This is a genomic window from Labrys sp. KB_33_2 (assembly GCF_052114505.1).
Taxonomy (GTDB): Bacteria; Pseudomonadota; Alphaproteobacteria; order Rhizobiales; family Labraceae; genus Labrys.
Window position 1 is genome coordinate 104,925 of sequence record NZ_JBFREW010000016.1, and the last position, 22,955, is coordinate 127,879.

Below are 22,955 nucleotides of genomic sequence, written 5' to 3' on the forward strand. Positions count from 1 at the left end.
GACGCTGGTTTTCGGCGGAGCCGATACTGTAAGGCGTTTCCTGGACTGATGCGGTCTGTTGCCGCCATACCCTATACTTTGGGATGTACCGCAGCGTCATTGTGTTGGTGCGGGAACGGTGGCAACCTGCGGTTGGGCTGGGGGCTCAACCTGGAAACGCTCATCATGAAGATCAGCACGCTGTTGGCCTCCGTCGTCGTCGCTGGATTTGTTACGACCGGCGCTTTCGCGCAGACCGCAACACCGGCGCCTGCCACGCCGCCCGCCGCCACGACAGCTCCTGCAAAGGCGAAGACGAAGGCGCCGCAGTCGGCGGCGTCACAGGCCTGCTCCGCCCAGGCCGATGCCAAGGGACTTCACGGCAAGGATCGCAAGAAGTTCCGCCAAACCTGCATCAAGAGCGGCGGCAAGGCCGGTTGAGGCTTAACCTCATCGTTGGAGGTTTGCCATGCATCTGCTCACTTTCCTGATCGTGGGTATCGTGGCCGGCTGGCTCGCCGGCCTGCTCGTCAGTGGTGGCGGCTTCGGCCTCATCGGCGATCTCATCGTCGGCGTGGTCGGCTCGTTCATCGGCGGCTTCGTGCAGCCCTACATTCCCATCCATATTGGCAGCGCGATCGTCAATGAGATCGTCTTCGCGGTCGTCGGAGCGGTCATCTTGCTTCTTGTGCTGCGCCTGCTGAAGCGGGCCTGACGCCGATCCAAGGACATCGTGCCGGGAACGGCGCCGTAGAAAGGGCATGCGATCCTCGAAGGGTCGCATGCCCTTTTCCTTGCGGTGAGGGCGCTTGTCCCTGGCGATATGCCCGGCGCAGCGGAGACGCCTGCCTTACGCGTTTTGTAGTTTCCTCCACGGCGTGCAGGCCTCCTACTCGAATTGTCTGCCCGCGGAGGCCTGAGGCCGCGGCCACCGTCGCCAATCAAGGGCATGGCACGCTCCTTGCCAGTAAACGCTCGAGCGACCGTTGAATGGCGATGGATATGCCGATGGAAGACGAAACGCAGGAACATCTCGAGCACGCCGAGCATGCTGAGCGCGCGGCCCATGACGGCAATCCCTTCCTGATCACGGTGTCGGTTACGATTGCCGTTCTCGCCGTCCTGGCCGCCACGATCGGCAGTTTCGAGTCGCTGGAGACCGCCGAAGCCATCAACGACAAGAGCGAGGCGGCCTATCTGCAGAACAAGGCGAGCGATCAATGGGCCTTCTACCAAGCCAAGAGCATCAAGAAGAATGCCTATGAAATCGCGGCCGCGGGCGGTGGGCCGACCAAGGACGACTTTCTCGCCAAGGCCAAGCACAATGACGACGATGCCAAGGCGATTCAGGCGCAGGCCGTCGAAATCGAAGGACATGTCGACGCAAGACTGCGCGACAGCGACAGGCGTGCCCATCGCCACCATATCCTGACCCTGGCGGTCACGCTGCTGCATGTCTCCATCGCGGTGGCGACCCTGTCGATCATCACCCGCGGCCGGCGCTGGCCCTGGCTCTGCTCCCTGGCCCTTGGCGCGTTGGGCATGGTGGCCACCGTGTTTGCCTATGTCTGATGTTCTTTCCCCATCCGGGCTCGTTCCCCCTTCCGAGGTTCCCATGCGTGAACGCCATATTGTCTTCCGGCATAGGGCTCTCGATTTCTGGCTGGCGCGCGGCGCCGTGCTGATCATCGTGTGCCTGCAATTGCTGGTGATCAATCAGCTTTCCTTCGGGCCTCGCTGGCTGGCCCCGACTGTCGAACTGATATTGCTGATCCCCCTGTCTATCGCGACGGCGTGGACGCAGGCCGGTATCCGCAACGCAGTGGCCGATCACCATTGGCAGGCGGTCAATCGTTTCCGCGTCATGATCCGCCGGACGGCTCTCATTTTGACGGCGGTCATCAGCATCATGAATTGCGGGGCGTTGTTCCTGCTGGTTCAAACGCTGATCGCAGGCCATGCCGGAAGCGGCACCACGCTGCTGATCGATGCGCTCAACATCTGGGTCACCAACATCATCGTGTTCGCCCTGTGGTTCTGGAGCACGGACCGCGGCGGCCCGCCGACCTGCGGCCTGGTCGAGCGAGCCCGCTCCGACTTCCTATTTCCGCAGATGACCCTGAGCGATCCGCATCTGCGTGACTGGCTGCCCGGCTTCGTCGACTATCTGTTTGTGGCTTTCACCAATGCCACGGCATTTTCGCCGACGGATACGATGCCGCTGACCCCGAGGGCCAAGCTTTTGATGCTCGCCGAGGCAATGATCTCTCTTTTGACGGTTGCCTTGGTCGCCGCCCGGGCGGTCAACATACTGGCCTGAGGCCGCGCCGCTCCGGAGCCACTTCCTGTCTAATCTCCAGCTAAGACCCGTCGCGGCAGGATGCCCATGGGTGGGCTGGACGTCGACGATCTCGGAAAGAACGCCATGACCTTCCAGCCTCTGCCTCACGATGAACATCCGACGATCGTGGCCGCCGAATTCAAGCGCATCAGAAGTAATCTGACGGACAGCGAGGCCCTGCTTCTGGCCTGCCTCACCAATGTGCTCAATGAATTGCCCGACTGGCTCGATGGAGACTATGTCGCCGGCAGTGCGCTCGATCATGCCCATGCGGTCATCAACGCGATGCTGGATGGACCCGGACTGGCGCCGATATCGGCGCAGACCTATGAATTGGCCGATGAATTGCGGCGTGGCGAGACATAGGTTTATCGCAGGCCGTTTCGTATCGGCCTCAATCCTGCGGCTTGTCGCCCACGGGCAGGTTGAAACGGCTCCAGTCTTTCCTGGGTATGGTTGTGCCGGCCTGGAATTCGAAAGCTGAAACCCTGGTGAGGCCGGCGGTGAGGGTGCAGCGATATTTCAGGACGAACCACTGCTTCCGGCTCCGGAATGCCGCCCCATCGGCCGTTACGCTTGCATCTGCAATCCTTGTTTCAGCCAGCGCATAGGCGATCGTGAGATCGGGCTCGAGATCGTGATTCCAGGCCCGCAACTGGGCCATGGCCTCGATGTTGCACAATTGCTCCATGCGCTCGTTGCGGCCCAGGAGAGGCAGCATCTTCCTGGCTTGCCGGCTGCGTGGATCCGCCAAAGCAAGATCGGAAAGAATTCTCCTGGCCTGGATCATCGCCGGAGGCGGCACCGGCGCCTCGCTTGGCCTGGGAGCTGTCGCCCCTCCCGGCGGAGTGACATCAAGGGAGGGAGCCGGCGCCTGCGGTTTGGCTGGCAGCGGGAGGGCCGCTGGCGCCGGCGGGGCCGGTTTCGGGATTTCCTCGACGAACTCTACCTCGATGCTGTTTTCGGGGGGCGGTATCAGCGGTGCGGGGCGGGGAGCAAGGAACAGCACGGCCAAGGCAATGGCGTGCAGAAGCAGCGCCGCCGGCAGGCCGAAGGACATGTCGCGATTTTGCGGAAGGCTGATGACGGCCATCGCTCAGGGAGCGGCCGTGGCGATCTGCTGCATCAGCGCCATGAAATCCCTCATATGGATGCCGGCCGGGTTCTGTGCCGGATCGACGGTCTGCACCATGACGAGGCGTTTTGTCGGAATATAGGCGAGGAATTGCCCGCCATAGCCTGCAGCCATGGCTGCGCCTTCACCCCAAGTCTCAGCCGGCAGAGACCACCATAGATAGCCATAGGCGCTTTTGCGTTTGGGGACGGGGGAATAGGCGGCGGTGGACTGGCGAACCCAGGCGGCGGGGACGATCTGGCGGCCGTTCCAGCGCCCCTGATTGAGGAAGAGCAGCCCGAAGCGGGCAAGATCCCTCGCGCTCATGCGGAAGGGATAGGCCGGATGGCGCGAGAGGGGAGACAAGACGTATCGCCCGTCCCTTGCCGAGAAATCCTCCATGCCGATCGGATGGGCGATGCGCTTTTCGAAGCTTGTGAAGATGTCCTCTCCGCTCGCCTGGCGATAGATCGTGCCGAGGACGTTGAAATCCCAATTGTTGTAGAACCAGAACGTGCCGTGGGGATGGCTTCCGCGCGCTGGACGCTCGTTGCGGATATCGGCGGTTTCATAGGCGGCGGGATGATAGACGCCGGAGCGGGCCATTAAGAGGTCGCGGACATCGGCCTGCTTTTCGTCGGCGGTCAAAGCGGGCGGGATATCATCGATGCCGAGCTTCTCCAGGCTGTCGCCGAGAGCGATCCTGTTCTCGCCGATGGCAATGCCGTAGAGCGCACTCAGCAGGCTCTTGCGGACCGAGGCAACGTTGACGCGCCGGCTGGGATGGCCGGCGCTGGCCACGATACGGTCGTCCCGGATTACGGCAAGCGCTGTCGGGCGGTAGGTGCCGGCATAGGCCGTGACGGCCTTGGCCGTGTCAGCGGTCCAGCCGCTTTCGTTGGGAATGGTCTGCCAGTGCCGGCCGGGCTCGGCCTGTACCAAGGCAGACGGACCCACGATGCAGGCGATGAGGAGCGCAAGGATGGGGATACGCCTCATCCGCCCACGCTCGATCTAGTCGACCGTCACGACGATGAAATCTTCGTAGATCTCGACATTGATCAGCGGTGACCCGTTCACGACGGCATCCGCCGCGGAGGCACTGATGCGGCCGCGATTGAGCATGTTCTCCAGGCGGGCGCGGTTCTCCTTGCTGGAGAAGAAACGGTCGGATTCGTCTTCCCGATCGCGATGGTAGCCCAGATAGAAGTTGGCACGATCCTGCCGGATGATCGCGGCGACGGAGGTGAGCCTTTCGCCGTTCGTGTTGAAGTGATCCGCGCTGGAGAGGCGGGCCGTGTAGGTTTCAAGCGGCGCTGCACTGGCAAAGCTTACGGAGGCCGCCAGAAAGGCGACGGAGAGGGAAAGGATTTTCATCAATGAAGACTCACATGGGCCGAGCGCGCCCAACCTAGACATCCGCCATGCTACTGTCGAGTTGCCCAGGGTACAGGCTATTGGATCCTGTCTTGGAATTGACATGCAGCAATCTTTCGACTAAGCGAACGCCACACGCGGGGCCTTTTGGTCCCGCGTGATGTTTTACGCTCCCGTGATGGCCGGTCTCCGGTTGTCTGTCGCCCGGTTTCCGGGAGAGGAGGGCGCGTTCCTCATAAACTTCGCAAACCATAGAGGACGCGAATGTCGAAGCGCCATAACGCTAAGTACAAGATCGATCGCCGCCTTGGCGAAAATATCTGGGGTCGCCCGAAGAGCCCCGTCAACCGCCGCGAATATGGTCCTGGCCAGCACGGTCAGCGCCGTAAGGGCAAGATGTCCGATTTCGGCACCCAGCTCCGCGCCAAGCAGAAGCTGAAGGGCTATTATGGCTCGATCTCGGAAAAGCAGTTCCGCAAGATCTATGAAGAAGCCCGCCGTTTGAAGGGCGACAGCTCCGCCAACCTGATCGGCCTGCTCGAGCAGCGCCTGGATGCGGTGGTGTATCGCGCCAAGTTCGTGCCGACGGTGTTCGCTTCCCGTCAGTTCGTCAGCCATGGCCACGTCAAGGTCAATGGCCGCCGCGTCAACATCCCCTCCTACAAGGTCAAGCCGGGTGATGTCGTCGAGGTCAAGGAAGCCTCCAAGCAGCTCGTGCTGGTGCTCGAGGCCGTTGCTTCCGGCGAGCGTGACGTTCCCGATTACATCGAGGCCGATCACGGCAAGCTGACCGCGAAGTATGTCCGCGTTCCCACGCTGCAGGATGTGCCCTATCCGGTCCAGATGGAACCGAATCTGGTCGTCGAATTCTATTCGCGCTAAGCGAAACGAACTGAGATCTTCTATAAGGGCCGCCATTTTGGCGGCCCTTTTTATTGGTTGATCAGGCTGTGCACTCTGGAAGGCCCGCAAATCGGGATGGCCGTATTGCAAAAAGATCATGCGACACGCCCGCTCAGTCGCTTATGGTCGGATCCGACGAGCCGGCGAAACAAGCAAGAACAGCGGCAGGGGTTTGCACAAAACCAACAAGTAAGAGATTGGGGCGGTCTTCCCCCATCGCCGTATAATGTCGGGAGGTGACCGGCTCTGCAGCCGGTCGATGCTAAGAGGTCTGTATGGGTTACACGCTTTGGGGCGAACCGGATTCCGGCTCTTTCATGGTCGAGGCCGCCTTGGCCGAGGCAGGGCAGGATGTTCACCTGATCGATATCGATCTGACCAAGGACGAGCAGCACACCGCTCAATATCTGGCGATCAATCCCTTGGGGAAGATTCCGGCGCTACGCTTCAACGACGGAACCACGATCGTGCAATCGGCCGCCATTCTGCTGGCTCTGAGCGAAGAACACCCCGAAGCGCGGTTGATGCCGGCTCGGGATGCCCCGGACCGGCGCCATGCACTGCGTTGGCTGATTCATGTGGCGGCCGAGATCTATCCTCTCATCGAACTCTACGATTATCCCCTGCGTTTCGCTCCGCCCGAAACGCACGAGACCGCGATGCGTTCGCGCGTGCGCCAGCGCATTCGGGAGCGCTGGCAATTTGTGGAGCAGGCCGCCAGTGCCGAAGGCAGCTTCCTGTTGTCGGGGTTTTCGGCCATCGACCTCGCCATCGCCGCCATCAGCAATTGGGCGATCGGCAATGAATGGCGCGCCAGGGAATGCCCGAAGCTGACCCGGATCGCCGAGACCGTGGCGCAGCGGCCTGCCATTGCGCCGATCTGGCGGCGACATTTCGGCGAACAGGAAAATTGATCGGGAGGGCTTGCTCAGCCCTTCCGGCCCGGAGCGGTAAAGGCGGCGATATCGGCCTCGTCATGGCCGGCTTCACGCAAAAAGCGCCGGGCCAGTTCCGCCGCGGGGCCACGGAGCGCCTCGTCCGACCGGATGAGATGAAAGGCCACGTGGTAATCGATCGTTCGGTCTGAAACCTGCACCAGGCGCCCGTCCTCCAGGGCGGCCGCTGAGAGGGGAGGCCGCGCCAGGGCGATGCCGAGCCCCTGGCAACACGCATCGATGACCAGGTTGTAGTCTTCGAAGCGGCGGTCCTGGCCGCGCGGCACATAATCCACGCCCTCGGGCGACAGCCAGCGTCGCCATCCTTCGATATTGGAATCGTGCAGGATCGGCAGTTCGAGCAAGGCGTGCGCGTCATTGCCGTGCCGCAGGCGTTTGGCAAGAGCAGGAGAGGCGATCGGAAAGGTCTTCTCCTGCCAGAGCTGCACGCCGCGCACGCCGGCCCAGGGCCCCTTGCCGCAACGAACGGCCAGATCGCTGCCTTCGCCCAGATCCGCCAGCCGGTGTTCGAGGACCAGTTCGAGGTGGATGTCGCTGCCTTCCAGGCGCGCAAGCCGGGGAAACAGCCAGAGCGAGGCGACCGAGGGCGTCACCGATAGGCGTACAACGGCCTTGGCGCGGCGCGGCGACCAGCGCTCGCCGCTATTGCCGAGCAGGGCCAGGGCTTCTTCCGTCCGAGCAAAGAATCGCATGCCCTCCGGCGTCAGGTTGACGCCGCGGGCTTTGCGCTCGAACAGGCGTAAGCCCATCCAGCGCTCCAGGCGCGACACCTGGCGGGAGACGGCGCCATGGGTGACGCCACTCTCCTCGGCTGCAGCCGAGAAGGAGCCGAGGCGCGCTGCCCGCGCGAAGGTTTCGAGCGTGTCGAGGGGGGGAAGGTTGGGTGAGCTGTGAACCATAGGCACACAAGATCATTGATTGAGGTGCTTTTCAAGCACGTCGAAGGAGGCTAGGTCAGGAATACAATTGAGAGTTGGGAGACGAAAATGAGCAGCGTGGCCTGTGAGGCTGAGGTAGCCAACAAGAAGAGCGGATTCGACGCGGTCGCCTTCGGTGCCATTCTGGTGACCATTCTCTCCTGGGCCTCGTCCTTCGCGCTGATCCGCGTCTGCCTGACGGCCTTGACGCCGATGGAACTTGCCGCAGCCCGCTACGTCGCGGCCGGGGCCATCGGTCTGGCCTATCTGGTGGCTTTGCGTCCGCCCATGCCGCTGCCGCGGGATTTCCTGCGCCTCTCCATTGCGGCCGTGCTGTTCATTGCCGTCTATGCCGTGCTGCTCAACACCGGCGAGCAGACCGTGCCGGCCGGCCCGGCCAGCTTCATCATCAACACCATGCCGGTGCTTACCGCTCTGATTGCGATCTTCGCGCTCGGCGAACGCTTCGGGCGCTGGGGTTGGGTCGGCACCGCCACCTCCTTCGCCGGTGTCGCCCTGATCGCCGTAGCGACGGATACGGGCTTCAGGCTCGATCCCAACGCGCTGATGATCTTCGGCGCCGCCGTCTGCGCTGCCATTGCCAGCGTGTTGCAAAAGCCCTTGCTCGGACGGTTTCCTGCTCTGGCAATCACCGCCTGGATCCTGTTCATCGGCGCCCTGCCGTTGCTGCCGGCGGTGCCGGCCACGATCCAGGCCATGGCGGTTGCCCCGGCCGAGGTGAACTGGGCCGTCGCCTATCTCGTGATCTTTCCCACCGCGATCGGCTACGTCACCTGGGCCATTGCCCTCAAGCGCCTTTCGGCGGCGCGGGCGTCCAACTTCCTCTATGGCGTGCCGCCGACGGCCACGCTGATCGGCTTCCTCTGGCTCGGCGAGGTACCCACGCCCGTCGGCATGCTGGGCGGCGCACTGGCGATCCTCGGCGTGGTGATCGTCAACGTGATGAAGGGCCGCTAGAGCGTATTGCTCCAAGGGAGCACCGCCAATGCCCGAGCCTCACGTCGCTCGGGGCGCCCCGATCTCATAGCAGCGCAGATTTCGCTCGCCGATGCCGAGGCCGGGCCAACTCGCCCGCCATTCGGCGATGTGCCGTGAGGCGAAATGGCGGTCCAGGGCGGCGTGGTCGCGCCAGATCTCCTTCACATGGATGAGACCGGCATCGAAGACGTCCTCGGCGTAGGAATATTCTTCGCAGCCCTCTTCGGCGCGGCTGCTCTCCACCATGCGCTTCATGGCCGGGCGCGCTGCGGACAGATTGGCGGCCGGCAGGCGCACCGTCCCGACGATCAGCAATTTGCTCATGGGTCTCTCCGGCTCAGGTCCTGCCAACGAAAAAGCCAGGCTGTCAGCCTGGCTTGGTATCTGCGGCAAGCTTACTGGTTTGCAGTGGCGATCAGGCCTTGGCCGGAGCCTTTACCGGGATATTCTTTTCCTGCAGGAAGGTTACCAACTCGCCAGACTGGAACATTTCGCGAGCGATGTCGCAGCCGCCCAGGAATTCGCCCTTGACGTAGATCTGCGGTACCGTCGGCCAATTCGAGAAGTCCTTGATGCCGCTGCGCAGGTCTGGATTCTGCAACACGTCATGGTCCTTGTAGTCGACCCCGAGATAATCGAGGATCTGCACGACCTGTCCGGAGAACCCGCACATCGGGAACGCCTTGTTGCCCTTCATGAAGAGCACGACGTCGTTGGACTTGATCTCGTTTTCGATGAAGGTGGCGATATCGCTCATGGCTCAATCTCGATCTTGGTAATGCTGGATCTGACGCGGATAATGCCGAGTATGTAAGCACACTCGCGCGCAATGTCAGGGCTCAACCTAACATAATTTATCGATCAGGGGGCGCTCGTGGAGAGCGCAAGCGCGTGCAGCACGCCGCCCATCTTGCCCTTGAGCGCCGCATAGACCATCTGGTGCTGCTGGACGCGGGACTTGCCCCGGAATGCTTCGGAAATCACCGTCGCGGCGTAGTGATCGCCATCCCCGGCGAGATCGCGAATTTCGATCTTCGCATCGGGGAAACTTTCCTTGATCATCGCTTCAATGTCGGCGGCCGGCATCGGCATTGGAAATAGATCCTCTTCAGGCGACTTGTCAGGCAGCTTGGCGCGTAGAGCCCATCAGCGTCGGCAGGAACGATTCGTGACGCTCGCTCAGCGCCGAAACCAGGATGGGCCGGCCTTCGGGCAGGATCAAGGCATTGCCGCCGGTTGTGCCCAGCGTGGTGACGGGGACCCCGGCATCGGCTGCCGCCTTGGCGAAGGCCTCGGCCTTTTCGCTCGCAAGCGCGACGACATAACGGGCCTGGTCTTCGCCATACCAGAAGGCATGCGGCTCGCTGCCCTGCGGGGCCTGCGACAGGTCCGCACCGATGCCACGTCCCAGCGCCATCTCGGCGACGGCGACGGCAAGGCCGCCATCCGAAATATCATGGCAGGTCTTGAGGTTGCCGGCGCGGATCTGGCCCCGGATGAAGTCGCCATGACGCTTTTCGACGGCAAGGTCGACCGGCGGCGGGGCGCCTTCCTCACGCTTGAGAACCTCGGCGAGCCAGATTGATTGTCCGAGCCAGGTGCCTGAAACGCCGACCAGCATGACGGTCTCGCCCTCAGCCTTGAAGGCGATCGAGGCCGTCACGGCAACGTCATCGACGAGGCCGACACCGCCGATCGTCGGGGTCGGCAGGATGCCGCGGCCGTTGGTCTCGTTGTAGAGCGAGACATTGCCGGAAACGATAGGGAAATCGAGGGCACGGCAGGCTTGTCCGATGCCGTCGAGGCAGCCGACGAACTGGCCCATGATGTCGGGGCGCTCGGGATTGCCGAAATTGAGATTGTCGGTCACGGCGAGCGGCAGGCCGCCCACGGCCGAGATGTTGCGCCAGGCTTCGGCGACGGCCTGCTTGCCGCCCTCGACCGGATCGGCTTCGCAATAGCGCGGTGTCACGTCGGAAGTCATCGCCAGTCCCTTGGGGCCGTCGAGCACGCGCACCACGGCAGCATCGCCGCCTGGCGTCTGGATCGAGTTGCCGAGGATCAGCGTGTCATATTGCTCGTAGACCCAGCGCTTGGATGCCAGTTCCGGAGAGCCGATCAGGCTGAGCAGTGCTTCGCCGATCGACAGGCTCGTCTTGAGCGATCCGGCCTCGAGCACCGGTTGCTTGGGCGAGGGGACATGGGGGCGGTCGTAGAGGGGCGCTTCGTCGCCCAGTTCCTTGATCGGCAAATCCGCCTTCAGATCGCCATTGTGGAAGATGCGAAAGCGCAGATCGTCCGTCGTCTTGCCGACCACAGCGAAATCGAGGCCCCATTTGCGGAAGATTGCCTCGGCCTGAGCTTCCTTGCCGGGCTTGAGCACCATGAGCATGCGTTCCTGGCTTTCGGACAGCATCATTTCATAGGCGGTCATGCCGGCTTCGCGCACCGGCACCTTTTCGAGGTGGAGCTCGATGCCGAGATCGCCCTTGGCGCCCATTTCCACGGCCGAGCAGGTGAGGCCGGCCGCGCCCATGTCCTGGATTGCGATGATGGCATCGGTCGCCATCAGTTCCAGGCAGGCTTCGAGCAGCAGCTTCTCGGCAAAGGGATCGCCGACCTGCACGGTGGGACGCTTTTCCTCGGATTTGTCGTCGAACTCCGCCGAGGCCATGGTGGCGCCGTGGATGCCGTCGCGGCCGGTCTTGGAGCCCAGATAAACGATCGGGTTCCCGACGCCGGTGGCCTTGGCGTAGAAGATCTTGTCCTGCTCGGCGAGGCCGAGCGCGAAGGCGTTGACCAGGATGTTGCCGTCATAGCGGGTGTGGAAGCGAACCTGGCCGCCGACCGTCGGCACGCCGAAGGAATTGCCGTAGCCGCCGACCCCCGCGACCACGCCGGAAACGAGGTGCTGGGTCTTGGGATGATCGGGCGCACCGAAGGACAGAGCGTTCATGCAGGCGATCGGGCGCGCGCCCATGGTGAAGACGTCGCGCAGGATACCGCCGACGCCCGTCGTCGCGCCCTGATAGGGCTCGATATAGGAGGGGTGGTTGTGGCTCTCCATCTTGAAGACGGCGGCGAGCCCATCGCCGATGTCGATCACGCCGGCATTCTCGCCCGGGCCCTGGATCACGCATTTGCCGGTGACGGGCAGCTTCTTGAGATGGAGGCGCGAGGACTTGTAGGAGCAGTGCTCGTTCCACATCGCCGAGAAGATACCAAGCTCGGTGAAGGTCGGCTCGCGTCCGATCAGATCCAGGATCCGCTGATACTCATCCGGCTTCAACCCGTGCTGGGCGATGAGTTCGGCTGTGATGGCGGGTTCCGAGTGGACGGACATGCCGGATCAGTCTCCTGTCAATGCAGCGCTTCGGCAGGGATCAGGCGGACGGCCTATGGCTCCGGCCGGCAAGCCCCAGCGCAGCGCTCCAGCGCTTCTGTTCACGGCAGGCGATAGGGGTATCCGAGCCGAATGTAAACCATTGATCGCATGCAGGCGTCGCGATCCGCATTGACACCGCAAATTTGTTGGCCTTCCTGTGGGCAGATTATCGTTTCCAGTCTCGGAGTATCGGCAATGCGGACCTTTTTCGTGGAGATCAAATGCCAGCTCGGCCGCACCTATGAGGTCGCCAGCGCCTTGGCCGAAGCTGAAATCGCCTCGGAAATCTATTCGATTGCCGGCGACTTCGACGTGCTCGCCAAATTCTACGTGAATGACGATGTCGATATCGGTCATTTCGTCGGCGAGAAGGTGCAGTCCATCCCCGGCATCGCGAATACGCGCACGGTCCTGACCTATCGCGCCTTCTGAGGGACGTGGCGGCAGAGGGCAGACAAGAAGCGCACAGCGCTACAAATGCAAATGGCGGCCACGGGCCGCCATTTTTTATCAAGTCGAATGAACGCAGGAGCTCCGATCAGCTCTGGCCCATGGCCTCCGGCAAGGTAGCCCATTGCGTGACGCGATTGCCGTCGGCGCAACGCTCGGCCGCCTTGGAGCCGGAGATGACGTCGCCGGTTCGCGCGCCATTGGTGACGATCAGGAAGACCTGCTGGCCGCTGCCGGAATCGGCGCTGACGCAGGCGGCATACTCGTCTGGATGGGCTTTCGCCGCGGCAGGCGTGCGCCAGCCGTTGGAGATGCGGGCATCCGCGATGCGGCCCGAGACGAGTTGGGTCAGCTTGTGGGCAAGGGTTGCCCGGCCGGCCTGCGGCACGGGAAACTGCTGGGTGCCGTCCGCCGTGACGACCGGCTGCTGGTTGGAAACGTCCGGCCGGCCGGCTTCGCCGGAGCGCGGACCGCAGGCGGCCAGCAGCAGCGAGAGCGCAACGGCTCCGGACAAGCCCCAAGCAAGACGCTGACGGGAAGAATGAGGGTTCATATGCCTGCTCCAGTGGACCGAAATCAGAATCGCATCACCGTGGCGGGCTGGCAACCCGCTGTGTGCCTGCGCACGACCTGATATGAATCACCGGCGCAGGATGTGCCAAATCGCACACGCGATAGCAGATTCATGCAGAATTTCTGCGACAACGTTAACAGCGCGGCCGGACGAGATGGAATTTTGCTTGCGAGCGCATCTCGCATGGCTGGACTGCGCCCGAGGCATGCAGTTGGCACGAATGGCCAAGCCGTCGACGTGGCAGCGCCGGACAATGGCCCCATTCACCATGCATAGAGGGTGCCATCCCAAGGGCGGAATCCGGCTCGTCCGGACGATGGGCCTGTTTTGGCGCCGCCAGCTCCGGTGATCACCCTGTAAAGAACGGCAGTTTGCTCCGGGCGCTTGCGGCCGGGGGCCATCTGTTACCTGCGGGTGGCCGCCCGTTTTTTGAAGATATGGAGATTTCGATGAACAAGGTCAGAATAGTGGACGGCAACGGTGTCTGGCATTTCGTCAGCAAGGGCTGCGCGCTGGATGTCGGCGTGAACCCGGGTGACGGCTACCACGTCTACCACCGCGATGATCGGCGCTGTTTGCCGGTGGCGCACAAGGTAAAGCATCTGCTGGGCAAGCAAGTGGTCGTCGCGCCGCGCACCGAGGGACAGATCAGCGAAGAGGAATTGCTTGAGGCCCTGGAAGCGGCCGCCTGAGGCGGCTCTTTCACGCAATGGTCATGCTTGAGGCAGACTATGGCCAGATTTCGCGACAAGGATGGGCGTCGGCGAAGTTCCTGACGCCGGGACATGGATGCCGGGCTGACAATGAGGCAGCCGGAGTGTCTTCCACGTCTCGAACCGCCTGAGGGGCGGGAGGCGATTAATGCCGATGGTGAGCAGGACAGCCGTGACGTCACTCCGTCGACAGACAAGCCACTCAACCCGAAAGGACGACGCCATGAAGCTGACATCGGTGCGAATCGAACGCGCTCTGACCCAGATGGATAGCCGGGTCATTCCCGAATCCAATCCGATCGTTCAGGAACTCATCTCAATCTTCGGGGACCACACTTTCTTCGTTTCCAATGCCGGGCTCAGTACCGTGGAGCCGGTGGAGGCTGCGGATACCGACCTCGACAAGGTCCGCATCGTAAGATTGGCGCGGTGGGCCGATGAGAGCAAAGCCAGCCTGGTGCCTCATCCCCCGATCAACACCGAAACGACGGTGACGCTCAGCGAAGCCGCTTGAGCCATCCTGGCTGTCATGGCGGCGCAATACGGGCCGCCATGACAGCTCGGGTCTGATTTCTTGCGGACTGAAAACGATTGAATAGACGCTTCGAACCGGGCCGATGGCAGGCATGGCCCTTGGTGCAGATGGCACTGGTGACAAGCGGGGTAACCCGACGCGGGGCGGTCAACCGCCCAGATACTCGATTTCCGCCCGCAGCGCTTCCATGTCGAGACCCTGGCCAAGCAGGACAGCGGCGAGAAGACGTGCCTTATGGCCGCTGAGGTCTCCGGCGAAGATGGCTCCGGCGCGCTGGAGATCGGTAGCCCCGCCATTGCCATAGACGGGCAGCACCCGACCACGCGGACAGCGCGAGCAGATGATCACCGGAACGCCACGCTTGATGACATCAGCGACGGCCTTGGTCACGGCTGGCGGAGTGTTGCCGCGTCCGAACCCTTCCAGCACGATAGCCTTGCTGCCGTGATCGGCGGCATAATTGAGATAACCGCCATCCATGCCCATGGCGAGGCGGATCAGCGTGACATTGGGCTCGATGGTGCTGGGTGCGTAGGCGCGCCGCAGGGCCGGGCGACGATGCAGGCAGATCGCACCTGCGTCGATCTCGCCGAGCTTGCCGTGTTCCCAGGACATGAAGGTGTCGGTGCGCGAGGTATGCGTCTTGCTCACGTCTCGGGCGGCGTGGAATTCCTGCTCGAAACAGATCATCGCGCCAAGCCCGCGCGCGGCGGGCGCCGCAGCGAGGCGGATGGAATCGGCAATGTTGCGCGGGCCGTCGGCATCGGGCTCATCGGCTGCGCGCTGGGCGCCGGTAAAGACCACAGGCTTGTCCGAGGCGAGCAGGAGGTCGGCGAGATAGGCGCTCTCCTCCATGGTGTCGGTGCCGTGGGTGACGACCACACCCTCGCAATCTTCCAGCGCCAGAAGCTCGTTGATGCGAGTGGCCAAGGCGAAGGCCATGGGCAGGTCGATGGCGAAGCTGTTGAGGTTGCAGAACTCCTCAACCTCGATCTCGATCCCGGGCAGCGGATCATGCAGCATGGCGCGCAGCGCCTGTCCGTCGAGGCCGGCGACAACGTCGCCGGTGCTTTCGTCACGCCGGGAGGCGATCGTGCCGCCCGTGGTGATCAGGTGAACCTTGCGCGTCATTGGCTCTCAATCCTGCATCGTCGTCGACGATCAGGCCGAAGCCATGGCGTTGACGACACTGGTGAACAGGCCGCGGCCATCCGTGCCGCCGGCCAGCGGATCGATCAGGTTTTCGGGATGCGGCATCATGCCGAGAACGCGCCGATTGGCCGAATAGATCCCGGCGATATTGTTGAGCGAGCCGTTGGGATTGGTCGCGGCGCTGACCTTGCCGGCGGCATCGCAATAACGGAAAGCCACCAGGCCGTCGCCTTCGAGCTGCGTCAAGGTCTCGGAGCTGCAGAAGTAGTTGCCCTCGCCATGGGCGACGCAGACATCGATGGCCTGCCCCTGGCGATAGATGTTGGTATAGGCCGTATCGGTGCGCTCTACCCTGAGATGAACACGCTTGCAGATGAATTTGAGATCGGCATTGCGCATCAGCACGCCGGGCAGCAGGCCGCCATCGGTGATGATCTGGAAGCCGTTGCAGATGCCGAGCACGAGGCCGCCACGTTCGGCGTGGTGGCGGATGGCATCCATGATGGCGGCACGGGCGGCGATGGCGCCGCAACGCAGATAATCGCCATAGGAGAAGCCGCCGGGGAGCACGACCAGATCGGTTCCTGCCGGCAGCTCGGTGTCGGCATGCCAGATCATGTCGACATGTGCGCCGGCCTGCCTGAGGGCCTTGGCGACGTCCCCTTCACGGTTGGAACCGGGAAAAATGACGACAGCTGCTTTCATCGGATCCTGCTTGTTCGTTGCGGCAATGATGCCTGGAGACTGTGGCGTCCAGCCTCTGCCATGCGTGCGCATATGGTTCCAGAGGGGCAGCGGGGTCAAGCAAAGAGTGGAAGCCGAGCCCGGAAACTGGGCGAAACTACCCTGAATGCCCGGGTGTGGCGGCAGTCTTGCCGTCTTGCCCGGATGAGCGAGGAGTACCCTCGGCAAACTCGGCCAGGACCCAGTCCTTCAGCACGGCTACCGCCGGCCGGTTCTCCGCGCCTTCCGGATAGACGAAGCTGAACTTCAGCCCCTCCATGATCGGGCCGAAGGGCTGCACCAGCACGCCCGAGGCAAGTTCGTCGGCGACCAGCGACAGGCTCAGCAGAGCAACGCCCTGGCCGGCGATGGCAGCCTGGATGGCGCTGCTTTCGTCGTTGAAGCTGATGCCGCTGTCTGGATCGAGGTGCTCGATGCCGGCGCGCCGGGCCCAACTACGCCAATTGGGAACGTCCACCGTCGAGGCGATCGGGCCCCAGTCGAAATGCAGGAGCGCTGCGCTGGGGAGATCGATCGGTTCATACACGGGCAGGCGGGGACTGCAGACCGGTGCGAATCTGTCCGTCAGCAAGGGGAGGGCGGTCATGCCGGCATAGTGGCCGAGCCCATAGCGGATGGCGGCGTCCGCATCGCCGGCGTTGAGGTCTACGGTGTCGTCGGAGGCGTGCAGGCGCAGATCCCAGCCAGGATGCAGGCTGCGCAGCGTGGCGACGCGCGGCACGAGCAGTTTTGCCGTGAAGGCGACGGTCGCCGAGAGGGTCGCAATACGCCGGCGTGGGCGTTTCCTGACGGTTTCGACAGCGTCGGCCATGGCGTCCAGGGCGGCGCGCAAAGCCGGATAGAGGCTGCGGCCTTCAACGGTCAGGCGAACCCTGCGGGTCTGCCGTTCGAACAGGGAGACGTCGAGATAGGCTTCGAGCTGGCGAATCTGATGGCTGACGGCGGTCGCGGTGACGCCGAGTTCAGCCGCTGCCTTCTTGAAGCTTTCCTGCCGTGCAGCAGCCTCGAAGGTGCGCAGGGAGGCGAGGGGCGGCAAGCGGCGCATCATCGGCTCCGAGCTGACACGACGGGCCAGGCTTCATCCCGTGGCCGCGCTATCTTTCCCACGCGCATCGGCATCACGTCGTGGTCGGGCCCAGGATTGTTATGCATGAATTGAAATCATCCATCGAGTGAGAACTTCGAATTTGTTGTTTTGAAAGTCAATCACTTAATACGGCGGGGAAGGCTCATGTTTCACATGAGATGAATTCAATTTTGCAAAGGATAACCATCATGGCTTGGCTCTATCTGGCCGCAGCAGCGGTCTTCGAAGTGATTTTCGCCCTGAGCATGAAATATGCGGAGGGGTTCACCCGTCCGCTTCCGACGGCCATAACCGTCATCGCCGTGATCGGCGGCGTCGGCCTGCTGACCCTGGCGCTCAAGAGCCTGCCGGTCAGTGTCGCCTATCCGATCTGGACGGCCGTCGGTACGCTCGGAACGGTGATCTTCGGCTACATCTTCCTGCGTGAGCCGCTGACGGCCATGAAGATCGTCAGCGCCTTCGCCATCGTCGCGGGTGTCGCCGGCCTCAAGGCGTCGACCGTGTAGAGCTCGATAGGCCGGGCCGGTAACGCCGGCGCTCTCAGTCTTTGAGCTCGATTTTCTCCAAGAGGCGATCGAACAGGATCAGGTCGGCCGGCGTCAGCCGGTCGGCCTTCATTCTTATTTCCAGGGTGGTGTTATCAAGCCGCAGCAAGGCGACGGCGGCGGCAGTCTTCGCCAAAGCCCGGTCTTCGATGTCATAGAGGCCGCGATAGCCCGTCGCGCCACCTAACATGATCGGTTCGACTGGCTGGCGGGCGCGAATGCGCGAGCCGGGGGTGAGACTCTGGATCCGCAGCTCGATCATGGCCCCTGTCGCGGCTCCGGGACCGAAGGCGGCAAAGCCCGGGAGCGGCAGGGTTCGTTCGTCGGACAGGAAGGTCGCAACCGCGTGCGGGGGGCAGGCCGGGGCGGCGCAGCGCAAGGCGAGCAAGGTCGGCGGCGCGGATGTCTCCCTGACCCAGACGGTGTCATCATAGCGCAGGCTGAAGCCGCCGGTCTCGACAAGTTCTTCCGCGAGACACGCATTGTCGGCTCCGGCCAGGCACAGCGCGGCTGCAACCAGCCGGGCCAGGCAAGACCGCAGCCGGTATGACATCAGGCGATGTCGATGCTGTAATTCTCGATCACCGTGTTGGCGAGGAGCTTTTCGCATGCGGCTTTCAGCGTTTCACGCGCCGTCTCGGCATCAGCCTGGCCAAGTTCGATGTCGAACACCTTGCCCTGGCGCACACCAGCGACATCCTTGATGCCAAGCGAAGCAAGAGCGCCTTCGATCGCCTTGCCCTGGGGGTCGAGGACGCCGTTCTTGAGCGTAACGATCACACGGGCCTTCATGCAGCACCTGCCTTCCAACGAAGAGAAATCTTTGGCTTGCGCTTAAAGCAGTCCGGGCGATGGTTCAATCATTGCCTTGCCGATCGGGCCGGGAAAATGTCTTGAACACGCTGAGGAAACGGGATGGTACGGCCTCGGTCAGCCAGACACCGTTGTCGCTGTGATAGAACCGCAGCCCCTCCGCCTGCATCGCCCGGGCATCCACCTGCAGGATGATCCAGGGGCCGGCGCGCCTTATCGCGACCTTGCGGGCGGTATCGTGGTCATCGGACAGATGCACGTGCTGGCGCGAGCGTTTTTGGAGGCCAGCGGCGAAAATGCCGGCCTGGTTGCAGGCTGCGGTGCCGTGCCACAAATCGGCAGGCGGCACGGTGGCGGCAAGGCCGAGATCGATATCGACGCTGTGGCCTTGGTTGGCGCGAATGCGCGTGCCGGCGATGACGAAGCGCTGCTTGTCGCTTTCCCTGACAACCCGTTCGATGTCCTGCCGGCCGGCTCCCAACTGTTCGGCGGCGGCCTTGGTGAGATCGTCGATCTCGACCCAGCCTTGCGCGTCGAGCACCAGGTCGGCCGTCTCAGGCGCGTGGCGAAGCACGAGGCTCATGAATTTGCTGAGTTTCTTGTCGTCCATGGACGGTATCCGATTCCGTAGCAGGTCGCTGTTGTCGTATCATGCCGAAAAGCAGCATTCACTTTTCGGCGTGGCGCTACGGGCGCTACTGCGTCGCCTCGTCGATGAGCTTCCTGGCGATGCGCGGTTCGCCGGCAATGACGACGATGAAGCTGGTCTCGCCTGCCTTGCGCTGCCCGACGGCATAGGCGTTGATGTGGTGGGCTTTCTTGCCGCCCGTCATCGCGAGCTGAATGCCCTTCCAATCGCCGGAGCCGAAACTGTCGACGCTCACCTTGGGGGGCGGGATCTTGGCCTTGGCGTCGGGTTTGGCAAGCAGTGCGGCAAGCCGCTGGGGCTCGGCCAAGGAACGCTCGATCGCCAGGGCATCCGGGCCAGTGACGGTAAAGCGCTCGATCGCCGCATCATAGCCACAGCGCATTTTGGTGCAGAGTTGCAGCCCGTCGACGCGGATATTCTCACGGGAGACGAAGGCCCGCATCGGCAACACCACCCAGGAACGGGAATCCGGCAGTGACACGGCCGGATCGCCGGCCCACAGGTCGAACAGGCTACAGCCAGCAAGGGTCAGGAGACCCACGCCAGCGAAAAGGGCTCGAACGCCGTAACGCGCGAGCCCCTTACGCATTGTTGCACTCAAGGCGATCACTGAACCAGCTTGGGCCCCTTGACGACGACATTATCCATCTCGTTCATGATGCCGAGACGGCGGGCGACTTCGGTATAGGCTTCGACGAGCCCGCCCATGTCGCGGCGGAAGCGATCCTTGTCGAGCTTGTCGTTCGACTTGGTGTCCCACAGGCGGCAGGAGTCCGGCGAGATCTCGTCCGCCAGCACGATGCGCATGATGTCGTTTTCCCACAGGCGTCCGCATTCGATCTTGAAATCGACCAAGCGGATGCCGACGCCGAGGAACAGGCCGGACAGGAAGTCGTTGACGCGGATGGCCAGCGCCATGATGTCGTCGAGCTCAGGCGGGCTGGCCCAGCCGAAAGCGGTGATGTGCTCTTCCGATACCATCGGGTCGTTGAGGGCATCGTTCTTATAGTAGAATTCGACGATCGAGCGGGGAAGCTGGGTGCCTTCCTCGATGCCAAGGCGCGTGGCGATGGAACCGGCGGCGACGTTGCGGACCACGATCTCCAGAGGAATGATCTCCACCTCGCGGATCAACTGCTCGCGCATGTTGAGGCGGCGGATGAAATGGGTGGGCACACCGATATCGTTGAGGTTCTGGAACAGATATTCGGAAATGCGGTTGTTGAGCACGCCCTTGCCGTCGATGACCTCGTGCTTCTTGGCATTGAATGCGGTGGCGTCGTCTTTGAAGTGCTGGATCAGCGTGCCGGGCTCGGGACCCTCATAGAGGACCTTCGCCTTGCCTTCGTAAATGCGGCGGCGGCGGTTCATCGGGATGTACCGTGGTTTGAGAAAATCCGTCAAAGGGCCTGGGCTCCTGGAAATGCGATCCGTGGCCGGCGCAATTGGCGATTCGATTTGCGAGCGCAAACCGGAGACACGGCCAACTTACCCGATCATGCCCCCGCGCACAATCTTCGTGCAGGCAGGGCGCCCGATCAGAACCAAGCTTCACGAATCGAGCCAAAGCACATTTTCTAGTGCCCGGCGTGAGTGTAGTTTCAAGACGCCCGGCATCCCGGGAGGAGAGGGCGTTACGGCGCATTAATTTGATTTGGGGATTGCGCGCCTATATGCAACAGGCATGGCCGGTCCTTCAAGGAAAACCGGTAGCTGAACAGGATTTTAACGGATGACCACCTTCGACAAGCGGGAAGAGGCTTTCGAAAGCAAGTTCGCCCATGATGAGGATCTGCGCTTCAAGGCGACCGCTCGCCGGAACAAGCTCCTTGGCCTGTGGGCCGCCGAAAAACTCGGCCTTTCGGGTGACGAAGCCAACGCCTACGCCAAATCAGTCGTCCTGTCGGACTTCGAGGAGGCCGGCGACCACGACGTGGTGCGCAAGGTGCTCAGCGATTTCGCCGAAGCCAATCTGAGCATGAGCGAGCCGCAGGTCCGCCAGGTCATGACCGAGTTGCTCGGCCGTGCTGTGCAGGAAATCCAAAACGGCGTTTGAGCGACGGCGTTTGGCCGTGTTCATTCAACCCATCTTTCACGATGCCCCGCCTCGGCGGGGCATCGCAGCAATGTGATCGGAAATGCGATGACTGCCCCCACGCTGCGCACGCGCCTGGCCAAAGGCGAAAAGATCTTTGCGGCCTGGATGGGGGCGGGCTATCCGCGTATGGCAGAGGCGCTCGGTCGCGCCGGGTTCGACGCCGTCATCATCGACCTGCAGCATGGCGAGGCTTCCTTCGGCGAAGCGCGTGATGCGATCAGCGCAGCACATCTGGCCAACACACCGACGGGCGTGCGGGTCGGCCTGGACGGTTTCGGCGATGCCGCGCGGCTCTATGATGTTGGCGCCGAGCTCGCCATCCTGCCGATGATCAATTCGGTGGAGGATGCCCGCCGCTTGGTCGACACCTTGAAATACCCGCCGGTTGGCGGTCGGAGCTGGGGCGGTACCCGCGCCATTTCCCTGTTCGGTGCGGAGACGGAAAGCTATCGCACCGCCGCCAACGATCAATTGATTGCGCTCGCGATGATCGAAACGCGGCAGGCGGCCGATGCGCTGGAGGAGATCCTCGACGTGCCGGGTCTCGATGGCGTCTTCGTCGGGCCAAGCGATCTGTCGATCAGCCTGAGCAAGGGCGCCAGGCTCGATCATCAACTCCCGGAATCGGTCGAAGTGATCAAACGGGTTCTCGCCGCGGCCAAAGCCCGCAACAAGCTGACGGCGATCTATTGCGGCGACGGCGAAGCGGCGGCCCGCAATGCCGAGCTTGGCTTCGACATCATGGGCATCGGTTCGGATTGGGCCTTCCTTACCGCCGGCGCCCAGGCCGCTTTGAAGGCTGCGCGCGGCCATGCGGGGCCAGCGGGCCCGAATTACTGAGCCCTTTTTGGAGCGCTATTGGCTCTCGTGCATGAGTTTTGACAGGAACGAAGCCAGGCGCAACAGGCCTTCCGGCCAGGGACCGTGGCCGGATTCCACATTGATATGGCCGGCTTCGCCCGCATCGACGAATTCGCTGTCCCAGGCCTCGGCAAAGGAACTGGCGCGGTTGATCTCGCAATAGGGATCATTCCGGCTCGCCACCAGGAGCGACGGGAAGGGCAGGGCCGTCATCGGGATCGGATTGAAATTGAGATCATAGCCCGGCAGCAGATCCGGCTTGTCCCAATCTGACGGCGCCACCAGCATCGCACCGATGACATGCCCCTTCAGACGCTCGGCCGCGAACACGGTGGTGATCACGCCGATCGAATGGGCGATGACGATGGCTGGCCGGCTCGATCCCTGCACCGCCTCCACGAGCCTGTTCACCCAGGCTTCACGCTCGGGATGGTCCCAGTCGTCCTGCTCGACGCGGCGGGCGGTCGAGAGCTTCGCCTGCCAGCGCGACTGCCAGTGACCCGGGCCGGAATTGCCGAGGCCCGGTACGATCAGGATGTCGGTATCGGAAATGCGCACGTCGATGTTTCCCCGGCTCGATTGAGTGCATCGTCAGGCGATCGAGGCCGCCGCGACTCAAGACCATGAGCCTATTCCAAGCAGAGTTTCCCGACGAGGCCGGCGAACAGGTCTCGCCGAGAAACTCTGCAAATCTTTGATATCTTGCAGATTCGTTGATCGTGCCTGTGGCCCGATCAACGAATCTGCATTGGAGCGAGGCGGC

At 62.8% G+C, this 22,955-nt stretch carries 32 protein-coding genes; 14 read left to right on the forward strand and 18 right to left on the reverse strand.

The features are described 5' to 3' along the window. Window positions 1-165 precede the first annotated feature (165 nt). The 5 genes from AB4037_RS26095 to AB4037_RS26115 all read left to right on the forward strand — a co-directional run bounded on the left by AB4037_RS26095 (window position 166) and on the right by AB4037_RS26115 (window position 2,686). Window positions 166-420: a PsiF family protein gene (locus AB4037_RS26095; RefSeq protein ID WP_434956886.1), complete on the forward strand. Its 255-nt coding sequence runs from the start codon at window positions 166-168 to the stop codon at window positions 418-420. A gap of 28 nt (window positions 421-448) precedes the next feature. Then, complete coding sequence (locus tag AB4037_RS26100; protein ID WP_434956885.1) at window positions 449-694, forward strand: GlsB/YeaQ/YmgE family stress response membrane protein; 246 nt, start codon at window positions 449-451, stop codon at window positions 692-694. 293 nt (window positions 695-987) lie between these two features. Next, window positions 988-1,551 (forward strand): DUF4337 family protein, encoded by a 564-nt coding sequence (locus AB4037_RS26105; protein ID WP_441773458.1) that lies wholly within the window; start codon window positions 988-990, stop codon window positions 1,549-1,551. Between the two features lie 43 nt (window positions 1,552-1,594). Next, the gene (locus tag AB4037_RS26110; protein WP_441773459.1) at window positions 1,595-2,299 is read left to right on the forward strand and encodes a hypothetical protein; all 705 of its coding nucleotides are present in this window, start codon (window positions 1,595-1,597) and stop codon (window positions 2,297-2,299) included. Window positions 2,300-2,365: 66 nt separating this feature from the next. Next, window positions 2,366-2,686 carry a hypothetical protein gene (locus AB4037_RS26115; RefSeq protein ID WP_441773460.1) on the forward strand — a complete coding sequence of 107 codons (321 nt, stop codon included), beginning with the start codon at window positions 2,366-2,368 and terminating at the stop codon, window positions 2,684-2,686. Between the two features lie 28 nt (window positions 2,687-2,714). On the opposite strand, the gene AB4037_RS26120 is transcribed toward AB4037_RS26115, so the two are convergent. From AB4037_RS26120 to AB4037_RS26130, 3 genes are read right to left on the reverse strand one after another with little or no spacing between them, the layout of a single operon-like run. Then, window positions 2,715-3,380, reverse strand: coding sequence for a DUF930 domain-containing protein (locus AB4037_RS26120; RefSeq protein WP_441773461.1), 666 nt, complete (start codon window positions 3,378-3,380; stop codon window positions 2,715-2,717). A 36-nt stretch (window positions 3,381-3,416) separates the two neighbouring features. Then, window positions 3,417-4,433: a serine hydrolase domain-containing protein gene (locus AB4037_RS26125; protein ID WP_441773462.1), complete on the reverse strand. Its 1,017-nt coding sequence runs from the start codon at window positions 4,431-4,433 to the stop codon at window positions 3,417-3,419. Between the two features lie 15 nt (window positions 4,434-4,448). After that, complete coding sequence (locus AB4037_RS26130; RefSeq protein WP_434956879.1) at window positions 4,449-4,811, reverse strand: hypothetical protein; 363 nt, start codon at window positions 4,809-4,811, stop codon at window positions 4,449-4,451. A 264-nt stretch (window positions 4,812-5,075) separates the two neighbouring features. Between AB4037_RS26130 and rpsD the strand changes: the two genes are divergently transcribed. Both rpsD and AB4037_RS26140 read left to right on the forward strand, forming a co-directional pair. Continuing rightward, window positions 5,076-5,693, forward strand: coding sequence for a 30S ribosomal protein S4 (rpsD, locus tag AB4037_RS26135; protein WP_149254801.1), 618 nt, complete (start codon window positions 5,076-5,078; stop codon window positions 5,691-5,693). Window positions 5,694-5,989: 296 nt separating this feature from the next. Beyond that, window positions 5,990-6,628: a glutathione S-transferase family protein gene (locus AB4037_RS26140; protein ID WP_434956878.1), complete on the forward strand. Its 639-nt coding sequence runs from the start codon at window positions 5,990-5,992 to the stop codon at window positions 6,626-6,628. A gap of 14 nt (window positions 6,629-6,642) precedes the next feature. Here AB4037_RS26140 and AB4037_RS26145 read toward each other — a convergent pair whose 3' ends face one another. Next, a complete protein-coding gene (locus AB4037_RS26145; RefSeq protein ID WP_441773463.1) occupies window positions 6,643-7,569 on the reverse strand; it encodes a LysR family transcriptional regulator in 927 nt (308 codons plus the stop codon). 87 nt (window positions 7,570-7,656) lie between these two features. On the opposite strand from AB4037_RS26145, the gene AB4037_RS26150 reads away from it, so the two are divergent. Continuing rightward, entirely contained in the window at window positions 7,657-8,565 is a 909-nt protein-coding gene (locus tag AB4037_RS26150) for a DMT family transporter (protein WP_441773464.1), read from the forward strand. A gap of 39 nt (window positions 8,566-8,604) precedes the next feature. Here the strand turns inward: AB4037_RS26150 and AB4037_RS26155 are convergent, their stop codons facing one another. From AB4037_RS26155 to purL, 4 genes are all read right to left on the reverse strand, one after another. Next, window positions 8,605-8,910: a putative quinol monooxygenase gene (locus AB4037_RS26155; protein WP_434956875.1), complete on the reverse strand. Its 306-nt coding sequence runs from the start codon at window positions 8,908-8,910 to the stop codon at window positions 8,605-8,607. Window positions 8,911-9,001: 91 nt separating this feature from the next. After that, window positions 9,002-9,343 carry a Grx4 family monothiol glutaredoxin gene (gene grxD / locus AB4037_RS26160; RefSeq protein WP_434956874.1) on the reverse strand — a complete coding sequence of 114 codons (342 nt, stop codon included), beginning with the start codon at window positions 9,341-9,343 and terminating at the stop codon, window positions 9,002-9,004. Window positions 9,344-9,447: 104 nt separating this feature from the next. Then, a complete protein-coding gene (locus tag AB4037_RS26165; protein WP_105862715.1) occupies window positions 9,448-9,678 on the reverse strand; it encodes a BolA/IbaG family iron-sulfur metabolism protein in 231 nt (76 codons plus the stop codon). Window positions 9,679-9,706: 28 nt separating this feature from the next. Next, window positions 9,707-11,929 carry a phosphoribosylformylglycinamidine synthase subunit PurL gene (purL, locus tag AB4037_RS26170; RefSeq protein ID WP_441773465.1) on the reverse strand — a complete coding sequence of 741 codons (2,223 nt, stop codon included), beginning with the start codon at window positions 11,927-11,929 and terminating at the stop codon, window positions 9,707-9,709. 237 nt (window positions 11,930-12,166) lie between these two features. Between purL and AB4037_RS26175 the strand changes: the two genes are divergently transcribed. Next, window positions 12,167-12,403 carry an Lrp/AsnC ligand binding domain-containing protein gene (locus tag AB4037_RS26175; RefSeq protein ID WP_068294951.1) on the forward strand — a complete coding sequence of 79 codons (237 nt, stop codon included), beginning with the start codon at window positions 12,167-12,169 and terminating at the stop codon, window positions 12,401-12,403. Between the two features lie 106 nt (window positions 12,404-12,509). Here AB4037_RS26175 and AB4037_RS26180 read toward each other — a convergent pair whose 3' ends face one another. Continuing rightward, window positions 12,510-12,974, reverse strand: coding sequence for a hypothetical protein (locus AB4037_RS26180; protein ID WP_434956872.1), 465 nt, complete (start codon window positions 12,972-12,974; stop codon window positions 12,510-12,512). Between the two features lie 470 nt (window positions 12,975-13,444). On the opposite strand from AB4037_RS26180, the gene AB4037_RS26185 reads away from it, so the two are divergent. Further along, complete coding sequence (locus AB4037_RS26185) at window positions 13,445-13,687, forward strand: hypothetical protein (RefSeq protein ID WP_434956871.1); 243 nt, start codon at window positions 13,445-13,447, stop codon at window positions 13,685-13,687. Between the two features lie 244 nt (window positions 13,688-13,931). Continuing rightward, the gene (locus AB4037_RS26190; RefSeq protein WP_441773466.1) at window positions 13,932-14,222 is read left to right on the forward strand and encodes a hypothetical protein; all 291 of its coding nucleotides are present in this window, start codon (window positions 13,932-13,934) and stop codon (window positions 14,220-14,222) included. A 168-nt stretch (window positions 14,223-14,390) separates the two neighbouring features. Here AB4037_RS26190 and AB4037_RS26195 read toward each other — a convergent pair whose 3' ends face one another. The 3 genes from AB4037_RS26195 to gcvA all read right to left on the reverse strand — a co-directional run bounded on the left by AB4037_RS26195 (window position 14,391) and on the right by gcvA (window position 17,187). Then, entirely contained in the window at window positions 14,391-15,374 is a 984-nt protein-coding gene (locus AB4037_RS26195) for an asparaginase (protein WP_441773467.1), read from the reverse strand. A gap of 30 nt (window positions 15,375-15,404) precedes the next feature. Continuing rightward, a complete protein-coding gene (gene purQ / locus AB4037_RS26200; protein ID WP_434956868.1) occupies window positions 15,405-16,100 on the reverse strand; it encodes a phosphoribosylformylglycinamidine synthase subunit PurQ in 696 nt (231 codons plus the stop codon). 136 nt (window positions 16,101-16,236) lie between these two features. Further along, complete coding sequence (gcvA, locus tag AB4037_RS26205) at window positions 16,237-17,187, reverse strand: transcriptional regulator GcvA (RefSeq protein WP_441773468.1); 951 nt, start codon at window positions 17,185-17,187, stop codon at window positions 16,237-16,239. Window positions 17,188-17,384: 197 nt separating this feature from the next. On the opposite strand from gcvA, the gene AB4037_RS26210 reads away from it, so the two are divergent. Beyond that, complete coding sequence (locus AB4037_RS26210; protein WP_441773469.1) at window positions 17,385-17,732, forward strand: DMT family transporter; 348 nt, start codon at window positions 17,385-17,387, stop codon at window positions 17,730-17,732. Between the two features lie 34 nt (window positions 17,733-17,766). Here the strand turns inward: AB4037_RS26210 and AB4037_RS26215 are convergent, their stop codons facing one another. The 5 genes from AB4037_RS26215 to purC form a co-directional block, all read right to left on the reverse strand. Continuing rightward, window positions 17,767-18,324 (reverse strand): hypothetical protein, encoded by a 558-nt coding sequence (locus tag AB4037_RS26215; RefSeq protein ID WP_441773470.1) that lies wholly within the window; start codon window positions 18,322-18,324, stop codon window positions 17,767-17,769. Beyond that, window positions 18,324-18,563, reverse strand: a complete 240-nt coding sequence (gene purS, locus AB4037_RS26220; protein ID WP_149254815.1) for a phosphoribosylformylglycinamidine synthase subunit PurS — start codon at window positions 18,561-18,563, stop codon at window positions 18,324-18,326. The genes AB4037_RS26215 and purS overlap by 1 nt, the downstream gene beginning before the upstream one ends. 64 nt (window positions 18,564-18,627) lie before the next feature. Next, window positions 18,628-19,194, reverse strand: a complete 567-nt coding sequence (locus AB4037_RS26225; RefSeq protein ID WP_441773471.1) for an RNA 2'-phosphotransferase — start codon at window positions 19,192-19,194, stop codon at window positions 18,628-18,630. An 85-nt stretch (window positions 19,195-19,279) separates the two neighbouring features. Further along, complete coding sequence (locus AB4037_RS26230) at window positions 19,280-19,822, reverse strand: hypothetical protein (protein WP_441773472.1); 543 nt, start codon at window positions 19,820-19,822, stop codon at window positions 19,280-19,282. A gap of 17 nt (window positions 19,823-19,839) precedes the next feature. Continuing rightward, the gene (purC, locus tag AB4037_RS26235; protein ID WP_434956862.1) at window positions 19,840-20,604 is read right to left on the reverse strand and encodes a phosphoribosylaminoimidazolesuccinocarboxamide synthase; all 765 of its coding nucleotides are present in this window, start codon (window positions 20,602-20,604) and stop codon (window positions 19,840-19,842) included. A 361-nt stretch (window positions 20,605-20,965) separates the two neighbouring features. Between purC and AB4037_RS26240 the strand changes: the two genes are divergently transcribed. Both AB4037_RS26240 and AB4037_RS26245 read left to right on the forward strand, forming a co-directional pair. Further along, complete coding sequence (locus tag AB4037_RS26240) at window positions 20,966-21,289, forward strand: DUF1476 domain-containing protein (protein ID WP_311938783.1); 324 nt, start codon at window positions 20,966-20,968, stop codon at window positions 21,287-21,289. A gap of 87 nt (window positions 21,290-21,376) precedes the next feature. Continuing rightward, window positions 21,377-22,171, forward strand: a complete 795-nt coding sequence (locus tag AB4037_RS26245) for an HpcH/HpaI aldolase family protein (protein WP_441773473.1) — start codon at window positions 21,377-21,379, stop codon at window positions 22,169-22,171. 15 nt (window positions 22,172-22,186) lie between these two features. Here AB4037_RS26245 and AB4037_RS26250 read toward each other — a convergent pair whose 3' ends face one another. Continuing rightward, complete coding sequence (locus AB4037_RS26250; RefSeq protein ID WP_434956860.1) at window positions 22,187-22,750, reverse strand: RBBP9/YdeN family alpha/beta hydrolase; 564 nt, start codon at window positions 22,748-22,750, stop codon at window positions 22,187-22,189. Between the last annotated feature and the right edge of the window lie 205 nt (window positions 22,751-22,955).

Excerpts from the sequence above, each read along its gene's own strand:
- AB4037_RS26095 (WP_434956886.1), top strand. The coding sequence starts at position 166 with ATGAAGATCAGCACGCTGTTGGCCTCCGTCGTCGTCGCTGGATTTGTT.
- AB4037_RS26100 (WP_434956885.1), top strand. The coding sequence starts at position 449 with ATGCATCTGCTCACTTTCCTGATCGTGGGTATCGTGGCCGGCTGGCTC.
- AB4037_RS26105 (WP_441773458.1), top strand. The coding sequence starts at position 988 with ATGGAAGACGAAACGCAGGAACATCTCGAGCACGCCGAGCATGCTGAG.
- AB4037_RS26110 (WP_441773459.1), top strand. The coding sequence starts at position 1,595 with ATGCGTGAACGCCATATTGTCTTCCGGCATAGGGCTCTCGATTTCTGG.
- AB4037_RS26115 (WP_441773460.1), top strand. The coding sequence starts at position 2,366 with ATGGGTGGGCTGGACGTCGACGATCTCGGAAAGAACGCCATGACCTTC.
- AB4037_RS26120 (WP_441773461.1), bottom strand. The coding sequence starts at position 3,380 with ATGTCCTTCGGCCTGCCGGCGGCGCTGCTTCTGCACGCCATTGCCTTG.
- AB4037_RS26125 (WP_441773462.1), bottom strand. The coding sequence starts at position 4,433 with ATGAGGCGTATCCCCATCCTTGCGCTCCTCATCGCCTGCATCGTGGGT.
- AB4037_RS26130 (WP_434956879.1), bottom strand. The coding sequence starts at position 4,811 with ATGAAAATCCTTTCCCTCTCCGTCGCCTTTCTGGCGGCCTCCGTAAGC.
- rpsD (WP_149254801.1), top strand. The coding sequence starts at position 5,076 with ATGTCGAAGCGCCATAACGCTAAGTACAAGATCGATCGCCGCCTTGGC.
- AB4037_RS26140 (WP_434956878.1), top strand. The coding sequence starts at position 5,990 with ATGGGTTACACGCTTTGGGGCGAACCGGATTCCGGCTCTTTCATGGTC.
- AB4037_RS26145 (WP_441773463.1), bottom strand. The coding sequence starts at position 7,569 with ATGGTTCACAGCTCACCCAACCTTCCCCCCCTCGACACGCTCGAAACC.
- AB4037_RS26150 (WP_441773464.1), top strand. The coding sequence starts at position 7,657 with ATGAGCAGCGTGGCCTGTGAGGCTGAGGTAGCCAACAAGAAGAGCGGA.
- AB4037_RS26155 (WP_434956875.1), bottom strand. The coding sequence starts at position 8,910 with ATGAGCAAATTGCTGATCGTCGGGACGGTGCGCCTGCCGGCCGCCAAT.
- grxD (WP_434956874.1), bottom strand. The coding sequence starts at position 9,343 with ATGAGCGATATCGCCACCTTCATCGAAAACGAGATCAAGTCCAACGAC.
- AB4037_RS26165 (WP_105862715.1), bottom strand. The coding sequence starts at position 9,678 with ATGCCGATGCCGGCCGCCGACATTGAAGCGATGATCAAGGAAAGTTTC.
- purL (WP_441773465.1), bottom strand. The coding sequence starts at position 11,929 with ATGTCCGTCCACTCGGAACCCGCCATCACAGCCGAACTCATCGCCCAG.
- AB4037_RS26175 (WP_068294951.1), top strand. The coding sequence starts at position 12,167 with ATGCGGACCTTTTTCGTGGAGATCAAATGCCAGCTCGGCCGCACCTAT.
- AB4037_RS26180 (WP_434956872.1), bottom strand. The coding sequence starts at position 12,974 with ATGAACCCTCATTCTTCCCGTCAGCGTCTTGCTTGGGGCTTGTCCGGA.
- AB4037_RS26185 (WP_434956871.1), top strand. The coding sequence starts at position 13,445 with ATGAACAAGGTCAGAATAGTGGACGGCAACGGTGTCTGGCATTTCGTC.
- AB4037_RS26190 (WP_441773466.1), top strand. The coding sequence starts at position 13,932 with ATGAAGCTGACATCGGTGCGAATCGAACGCGCTCTGACCCAGATGGAT.
- AB4037_RS26195 (WP_441773467.1), bottom strand. The coding sequence starts at position 15,374 with ATGACGCGCAAGGTTCACCTGATCACCACGGGCGGCACGATCGCCTCC.
- purQ (WP_434956868.1), bottom strand. The coding sequence starts at position 16,100 with ATGAAAGCAGCTGTCGTCATTTTTCCCGGTTCCAACCGTGAAGGGGAC.
- gcvA (WP_441773468.1), bottom strand. The coding sequence starts at position 17,187 with ATGATGCGCCGCTTGCCGCCCCTCGCCTCCCTGCGCACCTTCGAGGCT.
- AB4037_RS26210 (WP_441773469.1), top strand. The coding sequence starts at position 17,385 with ATGAATTCAATTTTGCAAAGGATAACCATCATGGCTTGGCTCTATCTG.
- AB4037_RS26215 (WP_441773470.1), bottom strand. The coding sequence starts at position 18,324 with ATGTCATACCGGCTGCGGTCTTGCCTGGCCCGGCTGGTTGCAGCCGCG.
- purS (WP_149254815.1), bottom strand. The coding sequence starts at position 18,563 with ATGAAGGCCCGTGTGATCGTTACGCTCAAGAACGGCGTCCTCGACCCC.
- AB4037_RS26225 (WP_441773471.1), bottom strand. The coding sequence starts at position 19,194 with ATGGACGACAAGAAACTCAGCAAATTCATGAGCCTCGTGCTTCGCCAC.
- AB4037_RS26230 (WP_441773472.1), bottom strand. The coding sequence starts at position 19,822 with ATGCGTAAGGGGCTCGCGCGTTACGGCGTTCGAGCCCTTTTCGCTGGC.
- purC (WP_434956862.1), bottom strand. The coding sequence starts at position 20,604 with ATGAACCGCCGCCGCCGCATTTACGAAGGCAAGGCGAAGGTCCTCTAT.
- AB4037_RS26240 (WP_311938783.1), top strand. The coding sequence starts at position 20,966 with ATGACCACCTTCGACAAGCGGGAAGAGGCTTTCGAAAGCAAGTTCGCC.
- AB4037_RS26245 (WP_441773473.1), top strand. The coding sequence starts at position 21,377 with ATGACTGCCCCCACGCTGCGCACGCGCCTGGCCAAAGGCGAAAAGATC.